22 protein-coding genes and 1 tRNA gene are annotated in these 23,144 nt (G+C 70.0%); 2 read left to right on the forward strand and 21 right to left on the reverse strand.

All coding sequences use genetic code 11. The features are described 5' to 3' along the window. Positions 1 to 21 precede the first annotated feature (21 nt). From LQK93_RS04315 to LQK93_RS04360, 10 genes are all read right to left on the reverse strand, one after another. On the reverse strand, positions 22 to 1,317 hold the full coding sequence (locus tag LQK93_RS04315) for an MCE family protein (protein WP_374970323.1): 1,296 nt from the start codon (positions 1,315 to 1,317) through the stop codon (positions 22 to 24). Further along, positions 1,314 to 2,591 (reverse strand): MCE family protein, encoded by a 1,278-nt coding sequence (locus LQK93_RS04320; RefSeq protein ID WP_374970324.1) that lies wholly within the window; start codon positions 2,589 to 2,591, stop codon positions 1,314 to 1,316. Before LQK93_RS04320 ends, LQK93_RS04315 begins: the two co-directional genes overlap by 4 nt. Beyond that, a complete protein-coding gene (locus LQK93_RS04325; protein WP_374970325.1) occupies positions 2,588 to 3,799 on the reverse strand; it encodes an MCE family protein in 1,212 nt (403 codons plus the stop codon). The genes LQK93_RS04320 and LQK93_RS04325 overlap by 4 nt, the downstream gene beginning before the upstream one ends. After that, positions 3,799 to 4,830, reverse strand: a complete 1,032-nt coding sequence (locus LQK93_RS04330) for an MCE family protein (RefSeq protein WP_374970326.1) — start codon at positions 4,828 to 4,830, stop codon at positions 3,799 to 3,801. Before LQK93_RS04330 ends, LQK93_RS04325 begins: the two co-directional genes overlap by 1 nt. Then, complete coding sequence (locus LQK93_RS04335) at positions 4,827 to 5,858, reverse strand: MCE family protein (RefSeq protein ID WP_374970327.1); 1,032 nt, start codon at positions 5,856 to 5,858, stop codon at positions 4,827 to 4,829. The genes LQK93_RS04330 and LQK93_RS04335 overlap by 4 nt, the downstream gene beginning before the upstream one ends. Further along, complete coding sequence (locus LQK93_RS04340; protein WP_374970328.1) at positions 5,855 to 7,222, reverse strand: MCE family protein; 1,368 nt, start codon at positions 7,220 to 7,222, stop codon at positions 5,855 to 5,857. The genes LQK93_RS04335 and LQK93_RS04340 overlap by 4 nt, the downstream gene beginning before the upstream one ends. Further along, complete coding sequence (locus LQK93_RS04345; protein ID WP_344064214.1) at positions 7,219 to 7,983, reverse strand: ABC transporter permease; 765 nt, start codon at positions 7,981 to 7,983, stop codon at positions 7,219 to 7,221. The genes LQK93_RS04340 and LQK93_RS04345 overlap by 4 nt, the downstream gene beginning before the upstream one ends. A gap of 112 nt (positions 7,984 to 8,095) precedes the next feature. Then, a complete protein-coding gene (locus tag LQK93_RS04350; RefSeq protein ID WP_374970329.1) occupies positions 8,096 to 8,866 on the reverse strand; it encodes an MlaE family ABC transporter permease in 771 nt (256 codons plus the stop codon). 2 nt (positions 8,867 to 8,868) lie between these two features. After that, positions 8,869 to 9,927 carry an ABC transporter ATP-binding protein gene (locus LQK93_RS04355; RefSeq protein WP_374970330.1) on the reverse strand — a complete coding sequence of 353 codons (1,059 nt, stop codon included), beginning with the start codon at positions 9,925 to 9,927 and terminating at the stop codon, positions 8,869 to 8,871. 124 nt (positions 9,928 to 10,051) lie between these two features. Beyond that, positions 10,052 to 11,071 (reverse strand): hypothetical protein, encoded by a 1,020-nt coding sequence (locus LQK93_RS04360; protein WP_374970331.1) that lies wholly within the window; start codon positions 11,069 to 11,071, stop codon positions 10,052 to 10,054. A 137-nt stretch (positions 11,072 to 11,208) separates the two neighbouring features. Here LQK93_RS04360 and LQK93_RS04365 point away from each other — a divergent pair, with 137 nt between their 5' ends. After that, on the forward strand, positions 11,209 to 12,600 hold the full coding sequence (locus LQK93_RS04365; RefSeq protein ID WP_374970332.1) for an FAD-binding oxidoreductase: 1,392 nt from the start codon (positions 11,209 to 11,211) through the stop codon (positions 12,598 to 12,600). A 70-nt stretch (positions 12,601 to 12,670) separates the two neighbouring features. On the opposite strand, the gene LQK93_RS04370 is transcribed toward LQK93_RS04365, so the two are convergent. The 5 genes from LQK93_RS04370 to rplJ form a co-directional block, all read right to left on the reverse strand. Beyond that, positions 12,671 to 13,483: a hypothetical protein gene (locus LQK93_RS04370; RefSeq protein ID WP_374970333.1), complete on the reverse strand. Its 813-nt coding sequence runs from the start codon at positions 13,481 to 13,483 to the stop codon at positions 12,671 to 12,673. Between the two features lie 10 nt (positions 13,484 to 13,493). Beyond that, entirely contained in the window at positions 13,494 to 14,267 is a 774-nt protein-coding gene (locus LQK93_RS04375; RefSeq protein WP_374970334.1) for a hypothetical protein, read from the reverse strand. Positions 14,268 to 14,419: 152 nt separating this feature from the next. Next, positions 14,420 to 15,253, reverse strand: a complete 834-nt coding sequence (locus LQK93_RS04380; RefSeq protein ID WP_374970335.1) for a hypothetical protein — start codon at positions 15,251 to 15,253, stop codon at positions 14,420 to 14,422. Between the two features lie 309 nt (positions 15,254 to 15,562). Then, positions 15,563 to 15,949, reverse strand: coding sequence for a 50S ribosomal protein L7/L12 (rplL, locus tag LQK93_RS04385; protein ID WP_374970336.1), 387 nt, complete (start codon positions 15,947 to 15,949; stop codon positions 15,563 to 15,565). A gap of 66 nt (positions 15,950 to 16,015) precedes the next feature. Next, positions 16,016 to 16,603 (reverse strand): 50S ribosomal protein L10, encoded by a 588-nt coding sequence (rplJ, locus tag LQK93_RS04390; protein WP_374970337.1) that lies wholly within the window; start codon positions 16,601 to 16,603, stop codon positions 16,016 to 16,018. A gap of 347 nt (positions 16,604 to 16,950) precedes the next feature. Here rplJ and LQK93_RS04395 point away from each other — a divergent pair, with 347 nt between their 5' ends. Beyond that, entirely contained in the window at positions 16,951 to 17,880 is a 930-nt protein-coding gene (locus LQK93_RS04395) for a DUF3152 domain-containing protein (protein ID WP_374970338.1), read from the forward strand. A 147-nt stretch (positions 17,881 to 18,027) separates the two neighbouring features. Here the strand turns inward: LQK93_RS04395 and ggt are convergent, their stop codons facing one another. The 6 genes from ggt to LQK93_RS04425 form a co-directional block, all read right to left on the reverse strand. Continuing rightward, positions 18,028 to 19,914 carry a gamma-glutamyltransferase gene (gene ggt / locus LQK93_RS04400; protein WP_374970339.1) on the reverse strand — a complete coding sequence of 629 codons (1,887 nt, stop codon included), beginning with the start codon at positions 19,912 to 19,914 and terminating at the stop codon, positions 18,028 to 18,030. Between the two features lie 362 nt (positions 19,915 to 20,276). Beyond that, complete coding sequence (rplA, locus tag LQK93_RS04405; protein ID WP_374970340.1) at positions 20,277 to 20,990, reverse strand: 50S ribosomal protein L1; 714 nt, start codon at positions 20,988 to 20,990, stop codon at positions 20,277 to 20,279. A 122-nt stretch (positions 20,991 to 21,112) separates the two neighbouring features. Then, positions 21,113 to 21,544 (reverse strand): 50S ribosomal protein L11, encoded by a 432-nt coding sequence (gene rplK, locus LQK93_RS04410; RefSeq protein WP_374970341.1) that lies wholly within the window; start codon positions 21,542 to 21,544, stop codon positions 21,113 to 21,115. Between the two features lie 107 nt (positions 21,545 to 21,651). After that, complete coding sequence (gene nusG / locus LQK93_RS04415; RefSeq protein WP_374970342.1) at positions 21,652 to 22,497, reverse strand: transcription termination/antitermination protein NusG; 846 nt, start codon at positions 22,495 to 22,497, stop codon at positions 21,652 to 21,654. A 76-nt stretch (positions 22,498 to 22,573) separates the two neighbouring features. Beyond that, entirely contained in the window at positions 22,574 to 22,843 is a 270-nt protein-coding gene (secE, locus tag LQK93_RS04420; RefSeq protein ID WP_374970343.1) for a preprotein translocase subunit SecE, read from the reverse strand. A 124-nt stretch (positions 22,844 to 22,967) separates the two neighbouring features. After that, positions 22,968 to 23,040 (reverse strand) — tRNA-Trp (locus tag LQK93_RS04425). Between the last annotated feature and the right edge of the window lie 104 nt (positions 23,041 to 23,144).

The raw sequence follows: 23,144 nt of genomic DNA on the forward strand, positions 1-23,144 counted from the left end.
AGGGGTTCCTTCCGTCACCGGCTAGCGGAGCGCCTCCTGCATCATCCAGAGCCAGCTCGTGCCGTTGTCGGTCCGTCCGTCACCGGTCGGGGCGACCGGCGACTGGACTGACAACGAGGCAGGGCGGCCGGAGGTCACGGCCGGGTTGCCCAGGGCGACCGGGGTGGCGCCGAAGGCCATCGGGTAGCTGCGTCCGCCCTGGCCGCCGGGCGTCGGCTTTGGTGCGTTCTGGGCACCCCGCACGTTGACCCCGGAGCCTCGCGCGGCAGCGCAGTGCGCGTCGCGGTTGAGCGGCGGGAGACCGGTGGTGCGGTGCGGGTCGGTCTTCGTCGTGCCCTCGTAGCCGACCTCGCAGGCCTTGGGATCGTCGGCGTTGAGGACGAGCCCGAAGTGGGCCGTGCCGTCGCCGGGGAGAACGGTGAAGCCACCGGTCACGACGTCGGGGTAGGTCACCAGCAGCTGCTCGATGCCGTCCAGCCGAGCGGTGGTGACGTTGCCGATCGTGATGAAGTTGGCCAGCAGGGCCGCGAGGCTCTGCTTGTTCTCGGTGATGAGAGCGTCGAGCTGCGAGGTCGCGACCGACCCACGGTCCAGCACCAGGCGCAGGTCGGGGTCGGCCTGGCGCAGCGCGTCGGCGACGTCGGCGAACCCCGAGACGCTCCGGCGGATGTCGGCACCGCTCTTGACCTGCGTGTCGAGGACGATCCGGCCATCGTCGATGAGCCGAGTGGTCTGCGGCAGCGCCTCGGTCGCCGCGGCGGTCAGGGAGTTGCCCGAGTCGATCAGTCGCTGCAGGTCGGTGCCGCCGCCCTGGAACGCCTTGGCGAGCTCGTCCACCGTCGTCACGAGCGACGCCCGCGGGACCGACGCGACCGTGTCGTCCACGTGCTGCAGGAGCTGGTCGATGCGGATGGGGAAGGCGGTGCGGTCCCGTGGGATGACGTCGCCCGCGGCGAGGAACGGCGCGCTCGCGCCGCGCGGCTGCAGGTCCAGGTACTGCTCGCCCACCGCGGACCGGTTCTCCACGACCGCCTTGGTGTCCTTCGGGATCTGAGTGCCGCGGTCGAGCCGTGCGTCGACCGCGACCCCGTTGCCCGACAGTCTGAGCGCCTCGACCTTGCCCACCGTGACGCCGCGGTAGGTGACCTCCGCGCCCACGAAGATGCCGCCCGACTGGGCGAGGTCCGCGGAGACGACGTAGCTGCCGCCGGCGATCTTGTCGGTGAGTCCGACGTAGCTCGCGGACAGGATCGCCACGAGGGTCACCGAAAGCAGGGCGAACGCGGCGAGCTGCAGCCGCACGGTACGGGTGATCATCGGGAGCCTCCCGTGGGGAACAGCGTGGACCACGACGCCGCCTCGGCGGAGCCGGAGCCCGACGTGCCGGAGCCCAGCAGCCCACCGGGGAGCGTCGTGGGGACGGGCACGCCGGGGACGGTCGGCACCGGGACCTTCGGCAGGGTGACCGACGGCAGGGGCACCGAGGGCAGCGGCACCGACGGCACGGGGACGGACGGAAGGGGCACCCCGGGCAGCCCGGGCACCTTCGGCAGGCGGCCGACGCCGAGGTTGCCGGCGATCGTGTCGAGGTTGGTGTCCAGGGTCGCCCACAGGTTGGTGTAGTCGCCCTTGATGGTGTTCTGGGCATTGTTGGGGAACGGGTAGGTCAGCAGCAGCTGGTAGCTCTTCGGCAGGTCGTCACCAGCCTTGTTCAGCTGGCGCAGGATCGGGCTGACCGCCCGAAGGTTGGCCTCGAGGTCGGCCCGCGAGCCGCGGATGACCCGGGTGCCGACCTCGCCGAGGTCGCGCAGGGCAGTGAGCATCGCGGTCAGCTGGCGGCGCTGGTCGGCGAGGATCTTCAGGCCCTTGGGGAGCTCGTCGAGCGCCGCGGCGATCTTGGACCGGTTGTCGGCGAGGGTCTTGGACAGCCGGTCGATGCTGTCGATGGCGCGCACGATCTCGCTCTTCTGGGTGTCGAGGCCGCCGACGAAGGTGTTCAGCTGCGTGACGAGGTCCCTGATGTCGCCGGTGCGTCCACGCATGGCGTTGTTGAGCTCGGTCTCGATGGTCTTCAGCTGTGCCACCCCACCGCCGTTGAGCAGCAGCGACATCGCGCCGAGGACCTCCTCGACCTCCGGGTTCCGGCTCGTCCGGGACAGCGGGATGCGGTCCCCCTCACCGAGCCGTCCCTCGGGGGCCACGTCGGTCGGGGCTGCGAGCGCGACGTACTTCTCGCCGAGCAGCGAGGTCTGCTTCAGCTCTGCGGTCGCGTTGTCCGGGAGCACCACGCTGCGGGGCAGCCGCAGCCGCACCGTCGCCGTCCAGCCCGTCACCTGGATGTCCTCGACCGAGCCGACCGTCACCTGGTTGACCTTGACCGACGACTGCGGGACCAGGTCGAGCACGTCGGCGAACTCAGCCGTCACCGTGTAGGAGTCGTCGCCGGTGCCGGCACCGCCCGGGAGCGGGAGGTCGTAGGCGCTGCAGCCGCCGAGGGCGAGCGCCGTCAGAGTTGCGACGAAGGCCACCCGGCGGGTGCTTCTCGGGGGGTGCACGGGGGGCGTGGCCCCCGACGTGTCGGCATACGTCATCGCGAGCCTCCGAGCAGTCCGCCGAGGGTGGGGTCGGCACCGCGAAGGTTGACCAGGCCGCTCGGCTGCGGAACGCCTTGTAGCGCACTGCCACTCGGCAGTGAGGGTAGTTGCGGCAGCCGGGGCACCAGGGCCTTCTTGAGGACGTCGCACAGCTGCGTGTTACCCGTGCCCGTCGGGCCGGTCAGGATCGAGCAGACGAGCAGGAGCGGGTCGTCGAGTCCCTTGGCGTTGTTGCGGGTGTCGAGCGTCCCGGTCTCCGGGTGGTACGCGTTCTGCAGGTTGGAGAGGGCAACGGGAGCGTTCTCGAGCAGCTGCGCGAGGGCCTGGCGGTTCTTGGCGAAGGCGTCCGTGACGGTCACGGCCCGGTCGAGGTTGCTCTTGAGCAGCGCCCGGTTGTCCGACACGAAGCCCGAGACCTCGTCGACCGCGATGCCGAGGCTCTGGAGCGCCGCCTTGAGGTTCTCGCGCTCCTCGCTCAGCTGGTCGGCGACGGTCGCCATGTCGGAGTTGAGACGGCGCACCTGGGCGTTGTTGTCGGCGAGCATCGAGGTGAAGGACTGGAGGTTCTTCACGGTGCCGAAGAGGTCGTCGCGGCTGCCCGAGAGGGTGGACAGCGCCGTGGAGAGGTCGTGAACCGTGCCGTTGATCTTGTCGCCGTTGCCGCCGAGGTTGGCGGCCGACGTGCGCAGCAGCTCGTTCAGGGCGCCGTTCTTGTTGGCGCCGTCGGGACCGAGCGCCACCATGAGGTCGTCGAGGCTCTGCGAGACGCGGTCGAGCTCGACGGGAACCGCCGTGCGCTCCAACGGGATCCGCGTGCCGGCCGTGAGCGCGGGCCCGGACTGGTAGACGGGCAACAGCTGGACGTAACGGTCCGAGACGAGCGACGGGGCGACGATCGCGGCCTTGGCCGACGCCGGCACGCGGTACTTGTCGTCATAGCTGAACGTGACGTGCACGTGGTCGCCCTCCGGGCTGACGCTGTCGACCTGACCGACCTTGACCCCGAGGATGCGCACGTCGGATCCGGGGTAGAGGCCGACGGCACGGGTGAAGTCCGCGCTGACGCTGGTCTGGCCGTGGCTGGGCCAGAACGCGACTGCGGCGGCGACGAGCGCGACGACGAGGAGGCCGGCGACGACCTTGCCGAGAGCGGTCACCGGCGCGTGGAGCCGGCCGAACGGCATACGGGGCTTCGGAACCCGCATCAGCGACCACCTCCGGAGGTGCCGGGAAGGAGCAGGTGGGGCAGCTTGGTTCCGGGCAGTGCCAGACCCGGCGTCCCCACCGGGACGACGAGGTTGGAGACCCACGTGTCGAACCAGCGCCCGGTGCCGAGCGTGTTGGCGTAGACGCGCGTGAACGGCGCCATGGCCTGGATCGTCTTGCTCAGGTCGGTGTCGTGCTTCTGCAGCAGCGCCAGCGTCTTGTCCAGCTCGGCGAGCGCCGGCTTGAGCTGCGCCCGGTTGTCGCGTGCCAGGCCGGTCAGCTGCTGGGCGAGCGCCGTGGTGTTGCGGAAGAGCGTCCGGATGTCGTCGCGGCGCTTGACGAGCTCGACCATGAGGAGGTCGGCGTCGCGGATGAGGGTGCTGACCTGCTCATTGCGGCTGCGCACGAGGCCGCTCACGCTGTTGGCATGCTTCAGCAGCGAGCCGAGCTCGGCGTCCCGGCTGGCGACCGTCCGGGACAGGCGCGAGAGCCCGTCGAGGGTGGCCCGGACGTACTGCGGGCTGTCTTTGAACTCCGACGCGATGACGGTGAGGGACTTGGCCAGCTGGCCGGTGTCGATGCGCTCCGTCGTCGTGGTGAGGTCCTGGAAGGCGTTGACGACGTCGTAGGAGCTCACCGTCCTCGCCACCGGGATCTGCGTGTCCGGGTCGAGCTGCCCCTGGCCCTTGGGGTCGAGGGCGAGGTACTTCTCGCCGAGGATCGTCTTCATCCGGATGGAGGCGCCGGTCTGAGGTCCGAAGCTCGCGCCCTCGGTGATGGTGAAGTCCACCCGGACGTGCCCGCCCTCGAGGTCCACGCCCGTGACCTTGCCGACCTTGACGCCGGCGATGCGCACGTCGTCGTCGGGCTTGATGCCGCCGGCCTCCGTGAAGGCTGCGCTGTATGCCGTCCCGCCGCCGATGATTGGAAGGCTCGAGGCGTTGAACGCCAGGTAGAGCACCACCGCGATGACGAGCAGGCCGACCGCCCCGATCGGAACCGGGTTGCGCTCTCGGAAGGGGATGCTCATGGCTTGCACCTCGCGGACGCGACGTCGTAGGTGGGGCTGACGCCGGGCAGGATCGGGCTCTTGCTGTCGAACTTGCAGAGGTAGAAGTTGAACCACGAGCCGTAGGTGGCGGTGCGGGTCAGCGTGTCGATCCGGTTCGGCGCGTTGTCGATGAAGGCCTCGAACTCCTTGACGTTGGCCGGCTTGTTGAGGGTGGTCGCCAGCGTGCGCAGCTGGGCGACGTCGTCCTTGATGAGCGGACGCGTCGACACGAGCAGGTCGGCGGTCTCTGCCGAGAGCGTGTTGATCCCCGAGAGCGAGCGGCCGATGGTCTCGCGGTCGGCGGCCAGGCCACTGGTGAAGCGCTGGAGCTGGTCGATGAGTGAGAGGAGCTGCTGGTCGTGGGCATCGACGGTGCCGAGCACGGCGTTGAGGTTGTCGATGGTGCGACCGATGACAGCATCGCGGTCGGCGATGGCCGACGTGAGGCTCGCGGTCCTGGCCAGCAGCGTGTTCACGTCGCCGCCCTCGCCCTGGAGCGTCTGGATGAGCAGACCCGACAGCTCGTTGACGTCACTCGGTGAGAGGGCCGCGAAGAGCGGCTTGAAACCGTTGAAGAGGACCGTGAGGTCGAGGGCGGGGTGGGTGCGGGAGAGGGGGATCGTCGCGCCGTCGGGGAGGGCCGTCGGGGCGCCGGCTCCCTGGGTCAGCGCGAGGTAGCGCTGGCCGACGAGGTTGCGGTACTTGACGGTCACCTCGGTGCCCTGCGTGAGGACCGAGCTCTTGAGCACCGAGAAGTCGATCTCTGCGGTGGCGCCGTCGGACGTGGCGTCGTGCGCGACGCGCACGTCGGTGACCTCGCCGACGCGCACCCCGGCGATGCGCACGTCCTGACCGGGGATGACGCCCGTCGCGTCGCTGAGGACAGCGGTGTAGGTGGCCTTGGAGCCGAGCTGGATGTTGGCGATCGTCAAAGCGAGGATGCTCGTCGCGAAGAGGGTGACGGCAGCGAAGACGATCAGCTTGATGAGCGAGCCCTTGACCTTCACTGGGTGCTCACCACCGTTCCGCGCATCAGGGGCCCGGCGAGCAGCGTCTGGATGCCGCTCCCTCCTGCCGAGCCTGCCTGCCCGTCCCGGCTCAGCAGGGCCCCGATGACCTGCTGCTCCTCCGCCGTGCCGGCCGTGCCGGAGTCGGCGGCGGAGGCGTTGCCCAGCAGTGCCGACGGGATGTCTGAGAAGGGCTGCGCGTTGCTGGCGGGCTTGGTGCCGTCGCGGAAGTGGTTGCCCTTGAAGGGGTTCGACTGCGAGCCGTTGGGTGTGGGCAGGCCGTAGCAGTGCGGCCCGCGCTTGTCCTCCCAGCGCGGCTCCTCCCCTGGACGGTACGGCTGGCGCGGCGGGACGACCTCGAGCGTGATGTGGAAGGTGCCCCCGGCGAAGGCGGCGTTGGCCCGCGGGATCCAGTTCACGAGGCCGGAGGCGACGCACGGGTAGATCGGCGAGTACTCGGCGAGCAGCTGCAGGGTCGGCCGGCTGACGCGGCCCACCTGGATGATGCGCTGCTCGTTGTCGCGCAGGAAGCCGGCCGCGTCGTTGGCGAAGCCGGCCGTCCCGACCAGGAAGGCGGCGAGCTGCTGGTCCTTGTCCACGATGGTCTTGTTCGTCACGCGCAGCGACTCGGTGAGCCGGAAGAAGTCCGGGGCGACACCGTTGTAGAGGTCGGCGGTGTCGGCGAGCAGGCTGATGTCCTTCTGGATCGTGGGCATGCTGGGGTTCAGCGCCTTGAAGTAGCGGTCGACCAGCGTCAGGTTGCGCCCGATCTGCTCTCCCCTGCCGTCGAGCGTGGTCGAGAGGGCGTTGAGCGTCGTCGCGAGCTTGGCCGGCTGGACCGTGCGCAGCAGCGGGTAGAGGTTGTCGAAGACGGTCTCGAGCTCGATGGCGACCTTGCTGCGGTCCTGGGGGATGACGTCGCCGGCCCTGATGGGGCGAGCCGGCGTCCCGGCGGTCTCCAGGTCGACGTAGCGCTCACCGAAGAGAGTCTTGGGCAGCAGCCTCGCGACGACGTTGGACGGGATCTTGTCCACGTCTTCGGGCTGCAGGGCGAGCTGCAGCCGCGCGCCCGTGGGCGTGGCCTCGACGTGACGCACCTCCCCCACGAGCAGCCCGCGCAGCTTGACGTCGGAGCTCTCCTGCAGCTGGCTGCCGAGCCGGTCGGTCTCCAGCGTCACCATGACGACGGGGGTGAAGCGCTTCTGGAACGAGGCGATGGACAGGCCCAGCAGGAGCGCCAGGACGACGAGGAAGACCAGACCGTAGCCCTTCTGCCCCAGTCGCTTGCGCGTGTGCTGGGTGATGGGGCCGGGCGTCGCGTCGGTGCTGACGTCGGTGACGGGATCGGTCGGGGCGGTCGTCATCCGGCGATCCTCACGCTGGTCGTCGCGCCCCAGATCGCGAGGGACAGGAAGAAGTCGACGATGTTGATGGCCACGATGGAGGTCCGGACCGCGGTGCCGACCGCCACACCCACCCCGGCCGGGCCGCCCGATGCGGTGTAGCCGTAGTAGCAGTGGATCAGGATGATGACGACCGCGAACACCATCACCTTGGCGAAGGACCAGAAGACGTCGCCAGGGGGCAGGAACAGGTGGAAGTAGTGGTCGTAGGTGCCCTCCGACTGCCCGAAGTACGCCGTCGAGATGAAGCGCGTCGCGGCATACGAGCTCAGCAGGCCGAGGACGTAGAGCGGGATGACGGCGATGAAGCCGGCGATCATCCGGGTCGTCACGAGGAAGGGCAGCGACGGGATGCCCATGACCTCCAGCGCGTCGACCTCCTCGGAGATGCGCATGGCGCCGAGCTGGGCGGTGAAGCCGCAGCCGACCGTGGCTGCGAGCGCCAGCCCGGCCACGAGCGGGGCGATCTCGCGCGTGTTGAGGTAGGCGGAGAAGAAGCCCGTGAAGGCGCCCGTGCCGAGCTGCTCGAGCGAGGAGTAGCCCTGCAGGCCGACCTCGGTGCCGGTGAAGAAGGCGAGGAAGGCGATGACGCCGACCGTCCCGCCGATGACCGACAGGGCGCCCGTGCCGAGCGACACCTCGGCGAGTAGGCGCACGACCTCCTTCTTGTAGCGGCGCAGCGTGCGGCCGCTCCAGGCCAGCGAGCGCACGTAGAAGCGCATCTGCTCACCGAGGGAGTCGAGGGCCCGGGAGGGACGGCTCGCGAGGTCGAGCAGTCGCTCGGCGCTCGCACTGCGCGTCCGGTTCTCGGTGTTGGTCGCCATGGTCGCCTCCTCAGATCTTCTGCGGGACGACTTGGAAGTAGACGGCCGTGATCACGAAGTTGACCACGAACAGGAGCATGAAGGTGATCACCACGCTCTGGTTGACCGCGTCGCCCACGCCCTTCGGGCCGCCGCCGGCGTTCAGGCCCTTGAAGGCCGCCACGACCGCCGCGATGGCACCGAAGATCAGTGCCTTGATCTCAGCCGTCCACAGGTCGGGCAGCTGGGCCAGGGCGGTGAAGCTGGCGATGTACGCGCCGGGCGTGCCGCCCTGGACGATGACGTTGAAGACGTAGCCGCCCACGACGCCGACGACGGACACGAGCCCGTTGAGCAGGACGGCCACGAGCATCGAGGCGAGCACGCGCGGGACGACCAGACGCTGGATCGGGCTGATGCCGAGGACCTCCATGGCGTCGATCTCCTCGCGGATCTTGCGCGAGCCGAGGTCGGCGCAGATGGCGGACCCGCCGGCCCCGGCGATGAGCAGTGCCGTGACGATCGGGCTCGCCTCGCGCAGCACCGCCAGCACGCTCGCGGCGCCGGTGTAGGACTGCGCGCCGAGCTGGCGCGTCAGCGTGCCGAGCTGGAGGGCGATGACGGCACCGAAGGGGATCGAGACGAGCGCCGTCGGCAGGATGGTGACGCTGGCGATGAACCAGGCCTGCTGGATGAACTCCTTGACCTGGAACGGCCGCTTGGGCAGGGCCCGCATGACGTCGAGGGCCAGGGCGAACAGCGAGCCCGACTGCCGCAGGGCGCCGGTGAGGGGTGCAGCCATGCTCAGCTCACCTCGCCCACGAGCTGGGAGGAGTCGGCCGGGGCACCGTTCGTCGCCGCGGGCTGGACGGCCGTCGGCGCTGCCGACGCCGCGGCGCCCGCGTCGTGGCGCACCCCGGGGACACCGACCTTGTCCGAGAGGAACGACCCGGGCGGCGGGGTCACGCCGTTGGCGCGGCACCACTCGCCGGCCGGGCGTTGGGCGCGGCGCGGCGAGCCGTCGCTCGTGCCGAGCTGCAGGGCGATCGGCGGCAGCGGTGGCAGCTCCTGCCCCTCCTCGGCCGCGAGCTCGTCGGCGTCCTTCTCCTCCGACATGCCGATCGGGCCCACCGTCTGGGCGTTGAGGAACTGGCGCACCACCGGCTCCTCGGAGCTCAGCAGCATCTCCCGCGGGCCGAACATCGCGAGGTGCTTGTGGTAGAGCAGGCCGATGTTGTCGGGCACGGTGCGGGCCGTGTTGATGTCGTGGGTGACGATGAGGAACGTCGCGTCGATCTGCGCGTTGAGGTCGATGAAGAGCTGGTTGATGTAGGAGGTGCGGACCGGGTCGAGGCCGGAGTCGGGCTCGTCGATGAGGAGGATCTCCGGGTCGAGCACCAGGGCCCGGGCGAGGCCGGCGCGCTTGCGCATCCCGCCGGAGATCTCGCCCGGCAGCTTGCCCTCGGCGCCGGAGAGGCCGACGAGGTCCATCTTCTCGGTGACGATGCGCTTGATCTCCGCCTCGGTCTTCTTCGTGTGCTCGCGCAGCGGGAAGGCGACGTTGTCGTAGAGGGTCATCGAGCCGAAGAGCGCGCCGTCCTGGAAGAGCACGCCGAAGAGCTTGCGGACCTCGTAGAGGTCGGCCTCACGCAGGCGCGTGAGGTCACGGCCGTTGATGACGATGGAGCCGGCATCCGGCTTGAGCAGCCCGACCAGCGTCTTGAGGAAGACGGACTTGCCGGTGCCCGAGGGGCCGAGCATCACCGAGATCTCCCCCGCGGGAAGCGTGAGGGTCACATCCCGCCAGATCGTCTGCGACCCGAAGGTCTTCGTCAGACCCTTGACCGCGATCTCCACACCCATGTGGTCTCCACCATGTCTCTCTGCCGTCTCGACTCGGCTACGGGGGAAACGACGGGGGGCGCGGGAAGTTACGCGCGGGTTCGAGGTGGTTCGGGTCGGTTGCCGGCGGGGCGAGGCGGCGACCTCAGCCGTGGGTGGCGGTCACCTCGTGGCTCACGGCATCCCCCTCCACCCGGACGGTGACGGCGGCCACCCGACCCGCCTCGCCCAGGGGGGCGAGACGTGCGAGCACCTCGGCGAGGCGGTCGAAGGTCTCGGGTGAGGGCACCGGAGGCTGGCCGTCGGCGTTGCCCGACAGCCCCGTGAGCTGGTGCTCCGGGTCGATCGTGAGCGCGGCGGTCAGTCGGTCGACGCGGGTGCCCCGCTGCGCCTCGATGCCGCGGCGCAGCGTCCGCGCGAGCTCGTCGAGCACGTCGGAGAGGTGCGAGGACGTAGGCCGCTCGGCCGCCTCCCCCATGGACCGGCCGTCCTCGACCGACGCGTCGGCAGACGCCTCGACCGGCTCGTCGGCAGACGCCGCGACCGACTCCCCTGCAGTTCGCGCTGCGTGGCCCTCGCTGAGGAACCCGATGGCCGCGAAGTGGATCTTCCCGAAGTCGACCTCGGCGTCGCGCGCCAAGGAGTTGTCGACCACGTAGGCGAGGTTCACCGCCAGGTCCTTCATCCCCGGGTGCAGCTGCTGGCCGACGAAGCGGGCGCAGAGCAGCATCGCGTGGACGCGGACCATGGTGCGGCCCTTGCGGTCCTGCACCAGCCGCCCTGGCTCGACACGCGCGAGGTCGAAGCCCTCCGGCGGGTAGAAGTGCAGCGGCCGCTCGAGCACGAACAGCGAGTAGTCCGGGCGGTCCGAGCCCGGCATCAGGCGGTAGAGCTCGCCGTTGAGGGGCAGCTGCCACTCGAGCTCGGGCGGGGCCACGTCGAAACGGCTCACGCTCACCAGCGGGCCGTAGCGGCCGGTCGGGCTGGAGGGCCCCTTGGCCGGCATGGCCTGGACCGCCTCCGACGCCGCCGGCGGGATCGCCTCGGGTGCCTCCGCCCCGGCCCCCGGAGCCACCGGCACGGGCGGCGAGCCAGCAGGAGAACCGGGCTGGGCAGCCTCCGAGCTCGGACCAGCGGGCCTGAAGGTGCGCGACAGCCATCCCATGCCGGTCAACCTACCGGGACTGCTCCCCACCCTGACGTGTCGCGGCCGCGACGTGTCGCCCGCGACCGCGCCGGCCGGCATACGCCCTCGCTCGTCCCGGGACGCGCGGAGCCGGCGGTCGTGGCTACGGTGTTCCGGTGACGACAGTGAGCACGGACGCTCCCGACCTCCAGGCCCTCGAAGCACTCGCCGAGTCCCTCACACCGGGGGCCCTGGTGACGGAGCCCGAGAGCATGGCCGCCTACCGCTTCGACTACACGGCCGACGCCGGCGCGGGTATGCCGCTGGCCGTGGTTCGCGCCACGAGCGCGGCCGACGTCCGGGCCACCGTGCGGTGGGCCACCGAGCACGGGGTCCCCGTCGTGCCGCGTGGTGCGGGCAGCGGGCTCTCCGGCGGGGCGAACGCCGTCGACGGGTGCATCGTGCTCAGCATGGAGCGAATGCGCGCCGTCGAGATCGACCCGGCCACGCGCACGGCCGTCGTCGAGCCCGGCGCCCTGAACGTCGAGGTCAAGCAGGCGGCCGCCGAGCACGGGCTCTGGTACCCGCCTGACCCGTCGTCGTTCGAGATCTGCTCCATCGGTGGCAACGTCGCGACCAACGCGGGGGGCCTGTGCTGCGTGAAGTACGGCGTCACCACCGACTACGTGCTCGGCCTCGACGTCGTGCTGGCGGACGGCACACTCGTGCACCTCGGCGGCCAACGGGTCAAGGACACCGCGGGGCTCTCGCTCGTCAAGCTCTTCGTCGGCAGCGAGGGCACCCTCGGCATCGTGACGAGGGTGACGCTGCGGCTCGTGCCCGCCCAGGCGCCGCCGGCGACCCTCGTCGCCACCTTCGACACGGTGGAGGACGCGGCACGGGTCGTCGTCGCCATCGGCAACACCCTGCGCGCATCGATGATGGAGCTGATGGACTCGGCCTCGATCAACGCCGTCGAGGACCACCGCAGCATGGGCCTCGACCGGGAGGCCGGGGCGATGCTGCTCGCGCAGTCCGACGCACCGGGTGCGGCCCGTGGCGAGGAGATCTCCGTGATGGAGCGGTTGTGCGAGGCCGGCGGTGCCCGCGAGTGCTTCACCACGACGGACACCGCCGAGGGCGAGCTGTTCGTCGCCGCCCGCCGGGTCGCCATCCTCGCCATCGAGCGGCGTGGAGCCATCATGCTCGAGGACGTCGGCGTGCCGGTGCCGCGCCTGCCCGACCTGCTGACGGGCATCGCGCAGATCTCCCGGCGGCACGACGTCGAGATCCCGGTCGTCGCGCACGCCGGTGACGGCAACACGCACCCCGTCATCGTCTACCCCGCCGGGGACGCGGCGGCCGAGGAGCGTGCGGCGCGGGCCTTCTCGGAGGTCATGAGCCTCGCCATCAGCCTCGGCGGCACCATCACCGGCGAGCACGGCATCGGCCGCCTGAAGCGCGCGGCGTTGCCCGAGCAGCTGGGACCGGATGTCATGGCGTTGACCCACCGCATCAAGCACGCCCTCGACCCGCAGGGCATCCTCAACCCCGGCGCCGGCTTCTGATGAGCCCTCTCCTGACCACCACGCACGGCCTGTTGGGATTCGCGCGCGGCGCAGGTCCCACGATGAGGAGCTAGAGGCCGGGACCCCATACCAGCTTCTCGGTGGGCCACCACTGGTAGATGGTCTTGACGTCCAGGACGGAGTAGGTCGTGCCCGTCGGGCGGCTGCTCCACAGCAGCGTGCCGCCCGGCGCGACCACCTGCAGCTGCGCCTTCGTCGTCAGGCGTGCGTATGCGCCCTTGCCGTGGGTGTTGCTCTGCCACTTCACGGTCGAGTTGGCCCGGTAGACGAGGTTGCCGTCGGTCTGCATGCTCAGGCTGTGGTGCTCCCCGTATCCCGCCACGAACGCGTCGGTCGTCAGCTTCTGGTTGCTCGGCAGGATCGAGTTCGCGGCGATGGCCGCCCGACCCGTGCCCGCCTGCCACACGGTGGCACCTGTCGCATTCTGGAGCACGAGGTTGCCGCCAGAGGTCAGGGCGAGACGGACGATCCCGCGCCCCCCGGTGTTCGAGTGCCACAGCAAGGTGCCGCCGGCGCGACGGAGGGCCAGGTCACCGTTGCAGTACAGCGCGAGGTAGGTCCGGTCCGTCGATGTCCAGGGCGGTGTCGGGTTGTCACGCGACCAGGTGGTGGTGAGGTAGTTCTGTGGCCCTCTGTCCCCGTTCATCATCACCATCTGCTCGAGGTCCAGACCCTCGGAATGCACCACGAGCGAGAACGGCCCGTTGACGAGTCGGTCGTTCTCAGTCGTCGCACGCAGGTTGTAGCACGCCTTGAGTACGGGGCCCGGGGCGGCGTGGGCAGGCAGGGTCAGCTCGGGCGCTGCGAGAAGCGCCAGGGCCGCAACGACAGCGGTTGCTGCACGGCGAGGCGTGGACGGCATGTGACGGCGCTCAGGCAACTCCGGACCACCAGATCGTCGCGATGGTCGGGGAGTACTGCTCGATCCAGAACGGGCTGACGTAGAGAGCTGAGTAGCTCGAGCCCGTCTTGCCGCTGCTCCACAGCACCCGGCCGTCCGGGGCCACGACGACGAGCTGCCCCCGGGTCGTCACGCCGGCGTGCGACCCGGGCACCTTCGTCCCGGTCTGCCACCGGACGGCCGTGCCGACCCGGTAGACGAGGTTGCCGTCGGTCTGCATGTTCAGGCTCCGGGCCGGAGCACCCTGCTGGTCCGCCCACGCGGACACGAGCCGGCGGTTGCTCGGCAGGACGGAGTTGGCGGGCAGCACCACGCTGCCCGAACCGCTCTGCCACACCACTTTCCCAGAGGCGTTGGTCATGACGAGGTTGCCGCCGCTCGTCAGAGCCAGCGTGGTGGCGCCCTTGTTCGCGGTGTCCGAGTGCCAGAGCAGCGCCCCGTCCGAGTGACGCAGGGCGAGGTCGCCGTTGCAGTAGAACGCGAGAAGCGTCTGGTCGTGGTCGGCCTGGTGGAAGCCGTTCGGGTCGTCACGGAACCAGGTGCCGGTCGAGGTGTAGTCGCGTCCCTGCGGCCCGTTCAGCCAGGCCGTCTCCTCGATCTGGAGGAGGTCCGAGCTGAGCCGCAGCACGAACCGCCCGTTGACGAGCCGGTCTGCGTTTGTCTCTGCCTTGAGGTGGTAGCACGCCTTGAGGGTCGGCCCCGGCGAGGCGACAGTGGCGGCCTTGGCGCCGACTGTCGGGCCCATGACGGTGGACACACTGCCCAATGCCAGGGCTACGCCCACGGCCGCGAGCGCCCGACGCAGCACTCCTGGCATCCGGTGGATCTCCCCTGCTCGATGACTCGTGCGCTGGAAGGAGCGGATTCCCAGGCATGACAACCTGCAGCGACCCATGATCAGCGGAAGCCCCACACAGGAGTCACGTTGTTGTTGACGAGCTCGTACACTCCGCCGAGCCCGACATCCAGGAACGAGTGCCGCGCGCCGACAGGACGGCTCATCCAGATGTAGCGCCCCTGCGGGGTGATGACGGCCAGCTGTCCCTTCGTCGTCAGACCGGCACGTGAACCGCGGACATGCGTGTTCGACTGCCACACCACCTTGGTGTTCTCCCGCAGGACCAGGTTGCCGTCGGTCTGCATGCTCAACGACCTCCGGACGCCGAAGAGCTCCATGTCACGGTCGCTCGTGAGCTTGCGGTTGCTCGCCAGGACCGAGTTCGCCGGCATGGTCGACGAGCCCGTGCCCGCCTGCCACACCACCGTCCCTGCGCCGTTGAGGAGCAACAGGTTGCCGCCGTTGGTGAGCGCGAGCCGGGTGACCCCGCGGTTCGCCGTGTTGGAGTGCCACAGCAACGTGCCGTTCGACCTCCGGAGGGCCAGGTCACCGTTGCAGTGGAGAGCCAGGTACGTCCGGTCCGTGGCCCTGGGCGGCGAACTGAGGTCGGACTTGATCCAGTTGAGCGCTTCATAGGCCACCATCGCCTCTCCCGGGAAGACGACGTCCTGCGTCAGCTGGGCCTCCGTGGAGTACACGGCGAGGGTGTACGGGCCGTTCATCAACCTGTCGTTGCTCGTGTCCGCGCGCAGGTTGAAGCACGCCTTGAGGATCGGGCCCGGCGCGACACCATTGACGTCAGCCGCACCGGCTGTCGGGCTGATGAACGTGGACACGCCCAGTGCGAGGGCGGCGCCCAAGGCAGCGAGGGCGCGACGAAGCCTTGAAGACATGTGAACCGGATCCCCTGATCGACGACGAGTCGCCTGAATGTAGCGGGCAAAGCGGGCGCACGGGCCGATTCGTGGCGACTGCTTCCGCAGGGAGCGGGGCGTGGCGGCGCGAGCGGCATCCGCGGCGGCCACCCGGCATACGAACTGAGCGGTGGGCTGGGACGGCCGTCGACGCTCCACGCCGCGAGCGCCGTCACGCAGCGCGACCCTTCGAGCGCCGCGGCCCCGAGACAAGCAGAAGGCGGGCCCGACCAGATGGTCGGACCCGCCTTCGCGGTAGAGCAGTGATCCCGGCTCAGCCGGGTCAGATCACTTGAGCTCGACGGTCGCGCCAGCGCCCTCGAGCTGCTCCTTGGCCTTCTCGGCCGCAGCCTTGTCGACACCCTCGAGAACGGGCTTGGGGGCGCCGTCGACGAGGTCCTTGGCCTCCTTGAGGCCGAGGCTCGTGAGCGCGCGGACCTCCTTGATGACCTGGATCTTCTTGTCACCGGCGGCGACGAGAACGACGTCGAACGAGTCCTTCTCCTCCTCCTCGGCGGGGGCAGCGGCGCCGCCACCGGCCGCGGGAGCGGCGGCAACGGGGGCAGCAGCGGTGACCTCGAAGGTCTCCTCGAACTGCTTCACGAACTCGGAGAGCTCGATGAGGGTCATCTCCTTGAAAGCGTCAAGGAGCTCGTCGGTGCTGAGCTTCGCCATGGTGGCTTCCTTCCTAGATAGTGCCGTGAGTGGCGTGTTGTGAAGTCGAGCTGTGCGCGGGAGCGCTCAGCTCTCGTCGCCACCCTCGGCGACGTCGGTGGTTGCCTCGTCGGCCGCAGCGGCCGGCGTGGCGGTGCCCTGCTCCTCGAGCTTCTGGCGCAGGGCGTCGACCACGCGGGCCGTCTGCGACAGAGGAGCGACGAAGAGGTAGGCGGCCTTGGTGAGGGAGCCCTTCATGGCGCCCGCAAGCTTGGCCAGCAGAACCTCGCGAGACTCGAGGTCCGCGAGCTTCGTGATGTCCTCGGGACCGAGGGGCTTGCCGTCGAGGACGCCAGCCTTGATCACGAGGAGGGGGTGTGCCTTGGCGAAGTCACGCAGACCCTTGGCCGCCTCGACCGGGTCACCGGTGATGAAGGCGATGGCCGACGGGCCCTGGAGGTGGCCGTCGAAGGCCGTGATACCGGCCTCCTTCGCGGCGCGCTCCGTGAGCGTGTTCTTGAGCACGGCGTAGGTGGCGTGTTCCCGGATCGAGCTGCGCAGCTGCGAGAGCTGGGCCACGGTCAGGCCGCGGTACTCGGTGAGAACGGCCGCACCGGACTCACGGAACTTCTCCGTGATCTCGGCAATGGCTGCGCTCTTCTCGGCGTTCGCCATCTGGGCCTCCTTCCCTTGCGTGGTGCCGCTGGTGGGGGGACCCGGAGGGCCTGCACGAAAAGAGCCCCGGCGCAGGGCGCTCGGGGCTCGCAGCGGCATACGATCACGTATGCCGTGAGGCTGAGTGTCCTGCGCTGGCTGCCCGCGTCGTGCGGAACCTTCGGGAGATCGTGGTTGCCCACGCCTCCAACCGGCGGTCATTGGTCGTGGACCACAGTACGGGCAAGGTCGCCGCGGGCCAAATCGGCGAACCCCCGGATCCGGCAGCGCCCACCGGCCCACCCTGGGCCCGCGCGTCCGGCGCGGGCTCCCGGATGACACCCGGTCGGTGTCCTAGCGTGACGGACATGGCGAGTGGCGATGGAGGCGACCGCCCGACCGCGGCGCGGCGGCGGGGGATCCGCCGTCGGCGCTCGTGGGCGGGTGCGGCCGTGCTGCTCTGCATCGCAGCCGACATCTGGTCCGTCTCGGCCGCCGGCGCCGCCCGTGAGCAGGTGTCCGACCGCCCCGCTCCAGTGGTCTCGCGTGCCGCCGCGACCGCCACCTCGGCCGTGCCGCCGGTCGACCAGGCAGAGCAGGTGCCGGACGCTGCCACCGACTCACAGGCCAGTGGGAGCTCACCCGCGCGCTCGGGCGCGGCCGGCAAGAGCGGCAAGAGCAGCAAGAGCGGCAGGACAGACGGCAAGGGCGACGGCAAGGACGACAAGGGCGCGGTCATCGAGTCCGGCTCGGGCCGGTTCACGGTCGTCGCGATGCCCGCCTCCGCCCTGCGCCCCGAGCCGTCGAGCGGACGCACGGTCCGCTACACCGTCGAGGTCGAGGGCGGCACGGACGTCTCCGGCCAGGAGTTCGCCGCGACGGTCGGGGCTGTCCTGACCGACCCTCGCGGCTGGCAGACCAAGGACGGCGTCCGCTTCGTCGACGTGTCTCCGGCCGAGGCCGCGAAGGGCGCTCCTGTCGACCTCCACATCACGCTCGCCAGCCCGGACACCACCGACCGGCTGTGCGCGCCCCTGGAGACCCGAGGACAGGTCAGCTGCCACAACGGCGGGCGCGTCGTGCTGAACCTGCGACGCTGGGTCCTCGGCGCCGAGGCCTACGGCAGCGACGTCGCGGCCTATCGCACCTACCTGGTCAACCACGAGGTCGGCCACGGCATCGGCCACCCGCACGAGTACTGCGGCGGCAAGGGCCGGGTCGCACCCGTGATGATGCAGCAGACGTACGGCCTCAACGGCTGCACCGCCTGGCCCTGGCCCACCCCCCAGCCGGCCTGACGTCGACGCGGACGCGGCACCGCGCGCACTCACACCGGCGAGCTGCCCACTCGATGAAGGAAACCGCTCTCACCCCAGGCGTGGAAGTGCCCACTCGACGGGTGAGTCGAGTGGGCACTTCGCCTCGCTGCAGGTGCAGGCGTCGTGTCAGCGGTCGGGGTGCACCACCATGGCCGAGCCACCGCCGCGGCGGACGGTTTCGGCTGCCGCCATGAACCTGTTGTGCCCGAAGCTGCGAGTGGCCGTGGCCGCGCCGATCTCGTTCGGTGTGCCGGCCGACGCGAGCTTGTGGCCCATCGCAGTCAGCGCTGCACCGGTGGGACCGTCAAGGATCGCCGGCTCGGCGCCCTCGGACGTCCCGTTGCGCGACGAGAGGCGCGGCGCGGCGATGGCATCGACGAGCGACAGGTCGCGGTCGAGGTAGCCCAGGATCGTCTGCGACACCGACGTGATGATCGTGGCGCCACCGGGCGAGCCCACGGCGAGGAACGGCTTGCCGTCCTCGAGCAGGATGGTCGGGCTCATGGACGAGCGCGGTCGCTTGCCCGGACCCGGCAGGTTGGGGTCGGGGACCCCAGGCGTCAGCGGGGCGAAGTTGAAGTCGGTGAGCTCGTTGTTGAGCAGGAATCCCCAGCCCGGCACCGTGATGCCCGAGCCACCGGTCTGCTCGATGGTCAGCGTGTAGGAGGCGACGTTGCCCCAGCGGTCCATTGCCGTCAGGTGCGTCGTCGAGAGGCCTTCGTAGGGCTCCTTCTGGGCGGTCGTGCCCCGGGCGCAGGATGTGTAGCTGCCGTCCGGCGAGCCGAAGGGGATGGGGCGCGGCTGCGCCTTGGCCGGGTCGAAGAGGCAGGCCCGCTCCGCCGCGAACGCCGGGCTCACCAGCTCGGAGACGGGAACACCCGGCACGTCACCGACGTAGCGGTTGCGGTCGGCGAACGCCGTGGCGGACGCCTCGGAGAACCGGTGGAGGTACTGCACGTCGGAGACCTGCGACGTCGGCGTGCCGGTGCGCCGCTCGTAGGCCTTCATCAGGTTGAGGATCTCGGCGACGGCGATGCCACCGGAGCTCGGCACCGGCATGCCGAACACGTCGAGTCCCTTGTACTGCGAGTGGATGGGCGCCTTCGTCAGCGCCCGGTAGGCCGCCAGATCGCGCAGTGTCATCTGGCCACCCATGACGCTGGCACCGGGGGCCGTGTGCGGCGCGTTGGACTCGCGCACGATCGCCTCGCCCAGCCGCCCGCGGTAGAGCACGTCGACGCCCTGGGTCCGGAGCGTGCGGTACGCCTTGGCCATGTCGGGGTTGGCGAACACCGACCCGACGGCGGGAGCCTTACCGCCCCGGAGGAAGACGCGCGCCGTCTCGGGGAACTTCGAGAAGCGGGCGGCATTCTGTGCGGTCTGGTCGTGGAAGGTCTGGTCGACCACGAACCCCTTCGCAGCCAGCCGCTCCGCCGGCTTCAGCGCCTCGTTCCACGAGAGCGTGCCGTAGTCGCGCAGGGCCTTGGCCCAGAGCGCCGGCGTCCCGGGCACGCCGATCGACAGCCCCGAGTTGACCACCGTTTTGAAGTCCATCGGCGACCCGTCCGGGTTGCGGAAGGTGTTCTCGGTGAACGTCGCGGGCGCCGTCTCGCGACCGTCGATGGTCGAGACCTTCTTCGTCCTCGCGTCGTAGTAGACGAGGAACCCGCCACCACCGATGCCCGCACTGTAGGGCTCGGTCACACCGAGCGCGGCAGCAGTGGCGACGGCCGCGTCAGCCGCGTTGCCGCCGCGTGCCAGCACGTCGATGCCGACCTGCGAGGCGTCGCGGTCGACCGAGCTGACCGCTCCCCCCGACCCGGTCATCACCGGGACCTTGGGCAGCGTTCCCGGCGTGCCGTGCCAACCGCGGTCGTGACCAGGCGCCTTCGCCGGCGCCACGGAGGCTTGTGCCCCAGCCGTGGCCGGGAGCAGCGAGAGTGGGAGTCCCACGACGAGGGCGCCGAGGACCCAGCGTGAACGTGTCGTTGTGCGTGCGCTGTGACGACTCATCCGTCGACCGTAGCCCGGCACCCCCTACCTCGCCCGTCGGAGCCCCCGCCCAATTCAGAGCCACGCACGGAAGAGGGTCGAGGCCACCTTCTCGCTGAGAGAGCGGTGCCGGCCGTCGGGTTCCCGCTGAGAGAGCGGTGCCGGCCGTCGGGAGCGGCATCGGCGACGGGCGCGTGTCCCGGTGAGCACGCGTGACCGCATACGCCCGTCGACGCCCCACGCCGCGAGCGGTGGTCGGTGTCGCGACCGACCACACGCCGCGAGCGGCTACGGGCGCCACGGCGCCCACCCACCCAGGCACAGACGGCGAGAGCCCGCCACCCACAAGGGGCGACGGGCTCTCGATCGAGAAGCTCAGGCGATCAGGCCTGCTCCTCCTCGAGGAGGTTGCGGGTCTTGGAGAAGTCGAGCGGGATGCCCGGGCCCATCGTCGTGGAGACGGTGGCCTTCTCGATGTAGCGGCCCTTGGAGCTCGACGGCTTGAGACGCAGGATCTCCTCCAGCGCGGCGGCGTAGTTCTCGACGAGCTTGGACTCGTCGAAGGACGCCTTGCCGATGATGAAGTGGAGGTTCGCGTGCTTGTCGACGCGGAACTCGATCTTGCCGCCCTTGATGTCGGCGACGGCCTTGGCGACGTCCATCGTCACGGTGCCGGTCTTCGGGTTGGGCATGAGGCCACGCGGGCCGAGCACCTTGCCGAGACGACCGACCTTGCCCATGAGGTCAGGGGTCGCGACCACGGCGTCGAAGTCGAGCCAGCCGCCCTGGACCTTCTCGAGCATGTCGTCGGAGCCGACGTAGTCGGCGCCCGCCTCACGGGCGGCCTCGGCCTTGTCGCCGTTGGCGAAGACGAGGACCTTGGCGGTCTTGCCCGTGCCGTGCGGCAGGTTGACCGTGCCGCGGACGGCCTGGTCGGCCTTGCGCGGGTCGACGCCGAGGCGCATGGCGACCTCGACGGTCTCGTCGTACTTGGCCTTGGCGGTCTGCTTGGCGACGCGGACGGCCTCGAGCGGGGCGTAGACCTTGCCGGGCTGGATGAGCTCGGCGGCTGCGCGGTAGTTCTTGCTGCGCTTCATGTACTGCTCCTTGCGTGGTGGTGGAGTCGTGGTGCGGACCAGCGCTGGCCCTCCCACGTGGCCCAACGGCATACGGTCCGTATGCCGTGGGGCCGGGGTGACGCTCGAGCGGAGAGCTTGGCTCAGAGCTCGGTGTCGACGCCCATCGAACGAGCGGTGCCGGCGATGATGCGCGCCGCCATCTCCTCGTCGTGGGCGTTGAGGTCTTCCATCTTCTGGCGGGCGATGTCGAGGACCTGCTCGCGGCTGAGCTTGGCGACCTTGGTCTTGTGCGGCTCACCGGAGCCCTTGGGGATGCCCGCAGCCTTCTTGATCAGCTCGGCGGCCGGCGGCGTCTTGGTGACGAAGGTGAACGAGCGGTCTTCGTAGACCGTGATCTCGACCGGGATGACGTTGCCGCGCTGGGCCTCCGTCGCGGCGTTGTACGCCTTGACGAACTCCATGATGTTCACGCCGTGCTGACCCAGGGCCGGGCCGACGGGCGGGGCGGGCGTGGCCTGTCCGGCCTGGATCTGCAGCTTGATGAAGCCGGAGACCTTCTTCTTGGGGGGCATGGTTGCCTACCTTCTGTGTTGCTGGGCCGACGCCAGTGGTGCTGGATGGGCGATGACCCGGTTGCATGTCCTCGCGCGGTCAGCCGCGCGAGGTCCTACGACCTTCGTCAGATCTTGGCGACCTGGGCGAAGGAGAGCTCGACCGGGGTCTCCCGGCCGAAGATCGAGACGAGCACCTTGAGCTTCTGCGTGTCGGCGTTGATCTCGGAGATGGTGGCGGGAAGGGTCTCGAAGGGCCCCTCCATGACGGTGACCGACTCGCCGACCTCGAAGTCGAGGACGCGCACGTCCTTGCGCGCGGACGACGCGGCGGCGGCGCCGGTGCCCTCGGCAGCGGCGGCAGCCTCGAAGTTCGGGGCGAGCATCGTGAAGACCTCGTCGATCGACAGCGGCACCGGCTGGTGCGCGTTGCCCACGAAACCGGTGACGCCGGGGGTGTGGCGCACCGCGCCCCAGCTCTCGTCGGTGAGGTCCATGCGGACGAGGACGTATCCGGGCATCCGAACCCGGCGGACCTGCTTCTTCTGGCCGTTCTTGATCTCGGTGACCTCCTCCATGGGCACCTCGATCTCGAAGATGAAGTCCTCCATGTTGAGGGTCTGGATGCGCGTCTCGAGGTTGGCCTTCACGCGGTTCTCGTAGCCGGCGTAGGAGTGGATGACGTACCAGTCACCCTCCTTCATGCGCAGGTCGCGCTTGAAGTCGGCGACGGGGTCACCGTTCCCCTCGGCCACCGGCTCGACGGCGTCATCGTCGCCAGCCGCGCCGGCCTCGTCGGACTCGACGGCGACGCCGCCCTCATCGGAGTGGGAGTCGGAGTCGGCGCGGGTGTCCTCAGCACCCGACTCGACGTCGGACGCCGAGAGCTCGTCGGTCTCGACCGCGGGGTCGACGACGTCGTTCTCGGTGCTCTCGCCGTTCGGGGCGCCCTCGTGGGCGAACTGCTCGGACACGCTCTGACCTACTTCCTTGCTCGTGGACCAGCCGATCGCGGCTGGCGGTGACATCCCGTTGACCCGGGCGGGTCCGTCAGCTCGTCGAGCCGGTGAAGACCCAGGAGATCAGCCTGGTCAGACCGAAGTCGAGGGCCGACACGAGCGCCATCATGATCACGACGAAGACGACCACGACGGTGGTGTAGCGCACCAGCTCGGGGCCCGTGGGCCGCACGACCTTGCGCAGCTCGTCGAGGATCTGGCGCACGAAGAGGCTGATCGCGCTGAAGAGGCGCGACACCGGGTTGCCGCCGTGCGCCTTGTCGGCACGGCCGGACCCGCGCTTGGCGCTCGTCTCCGTCACGATTCCTTCTTTCTGCCTGGGTGTCGGCCCGCGACAGGCGCCCGGACCGCGAGACCCACATCAGGTCCACGTCCGGACAGAAGCCGCGTGCCGCCTTGCACGACGACCACATCACCGGGATGCGCAGGGCAAGAGGGACTCGAACCCCCAACCGCTGGTTTTGGAGACCAGTGCTCTACCAATTGAGCTATTGCCCTTCGCCGCAGACGTTGGGTGCCTCCGGCGGAACGGCATGCGTCAGCATGGCCAGCGAAGCCGTCCGAGCGTCGATCATACGGGACGGATGCACTCCAAGGCGAAC

The sequence above is a fragment of the Terrabacter sp. BE26 genome (genome assembly GCF_041941675.1).
Lineage (GTDB): Bacteria > Actinomycetota > Actinomycetes > Actinomycetales > Dermatophilaceae > Terrabacter.

What these genes read in the sequence shown, in the direction of transcription:
- LQK93_RS04330 (WP_374970326.1), bottom strand. Translation starts at nt 4,830, where the DNA reads ATGAGCATCCCCTTCCGAGAGCGCAACCCGGTTCCGATCGGGGCGGTC.
- rplK (WP_374970341.1), bottom strand. Translation starts at nt 21,544, where the DNA reads ATGCCCCCCAAGAAGAAGGTCTCCGGCTTCATCAAGCTGCAGATCCAG.
- LQK93_RS04325 (WP_374970325.1), bottom strand. Translation starts at nt 3,799, where the DNA reads ATGCGGGTTCCGAAGCCCCGTATGCCGTTCGGCCGGCTCCACGCGCCG.
- LQK93_RS04315 (WP_374970323.1), bottom strand. Translation starts at nt 1,317, where the DNA reads ATGATCACCCGTACCGTGCGGCTGCAGCTCGCCGCGTTCGCCCTGCTT.
- LQK93_RS04370 (WP_374970333.1), bottom strand. Translation starts at nt 13,483, where the DNA reads ATGCCGTCCACGCCTCGCCGTGCAGCAACCGCTGTCGTTGCGGCCCTG.
- LQK93_RS04360 (WP_374970331.1), bottom strand. Translation starts at nt 11,071, where the DNA reads ATGGGATGGCTGTCGCGCACCTTCAGGCCCGCTGGTCCGAGCTCGGAG.
- LQK93_RS04350 (WP_374970329.1), bottom strand. Translation starts at nt 8,866, where the DNA reads ATGGCTGCACCCCTCACCGGCGCCCTGCGGCAGTCGGGCTCGCTGTTC.
- LQK93_RS04320 (WP_374970324.1), bottom strand. Translation starts at nt 2,591, where the DNA reads ATGACGTATGCCGACACGTCGGGGGCCACGCCCCCCGTGCACCCCCCG.
- LQK93_RS04380 (WP_374970335.1), bottom strand. Translation starts at nt 15,253, where the DNA reads ATGTCTTCAAGGCTTCGTCGCGCCCTCGCTGCCTTGGGCGCCGCCCTC.
- LQK93_RS04395 (WP_374970338.1), top strand. Translation starts at nt 16,951, where the DNA reads ATGGCGAGTGGCGATGGAGGCGACCGCCCGACCGCGGCGCGGCGGCGG.
- rplJ (WP_374970337.1), bottom strand. Translation starts at nt 16,603, where the DNA reads ATGGCGAACGCCGAGAAGAGCGCAGCCATTGCCGAGATCACGGAGAAG.
- rplA (WP_374970340.1), bottom strand. Translation starts at nt 20,990, where the DNA reads ATGAAGCGCAGCAAGAACTACCGCGCAGCCGCCGAGCTCATCCAGCCC.
- LQK93_RS04355 (WP_374970330.1), bottom strand. Translation starts at nt 9,927, where the DNA reads ATGGGTGTGGAGATCGCGGTCAAGGGTCTGACGAAGACCTTCGGGTCG.
- rplL (WP_374970336.1), bottom strand. Translation starts at nt 15,949, where the DNA reads ATGGCGAAGCTCAGCACCGACGAGCTCCTTGACGCTTTCAAGGAGATG.
- LQK93_RS04345 (WP_344064214.1), bottom strand. Translation starts at nt 7,983, where the DNA reads ATGCGCTTCTACGTGCGCTCGCTGGCCTGGAGCGGCCGCACGCTGCGC.
- LQK93_RS04340 (WP_374970328.1), bottom strand. Translation starts at nt 7,222, where the DNA reads ATGACGACCGCCCCGACCGATCCCGTCACCGACGTCAGCACCGACGCG.
- LQK93_RS04375 (WP_374970334.1), bottom strand. Translation starts at nt 14,267, where the DNA reads ATGGGCCCGACAGTCGGCGCCAAGGCCGCCACTGTCGCCTCGCCGGGG.
- ggt (WP_374970339.1), bottom strand. Translation starts at nt 19,914, where the DNA reads ATGAGTCGTCACAGCGCACGCACAACGACACGTTCACGCTGGGTCCTC.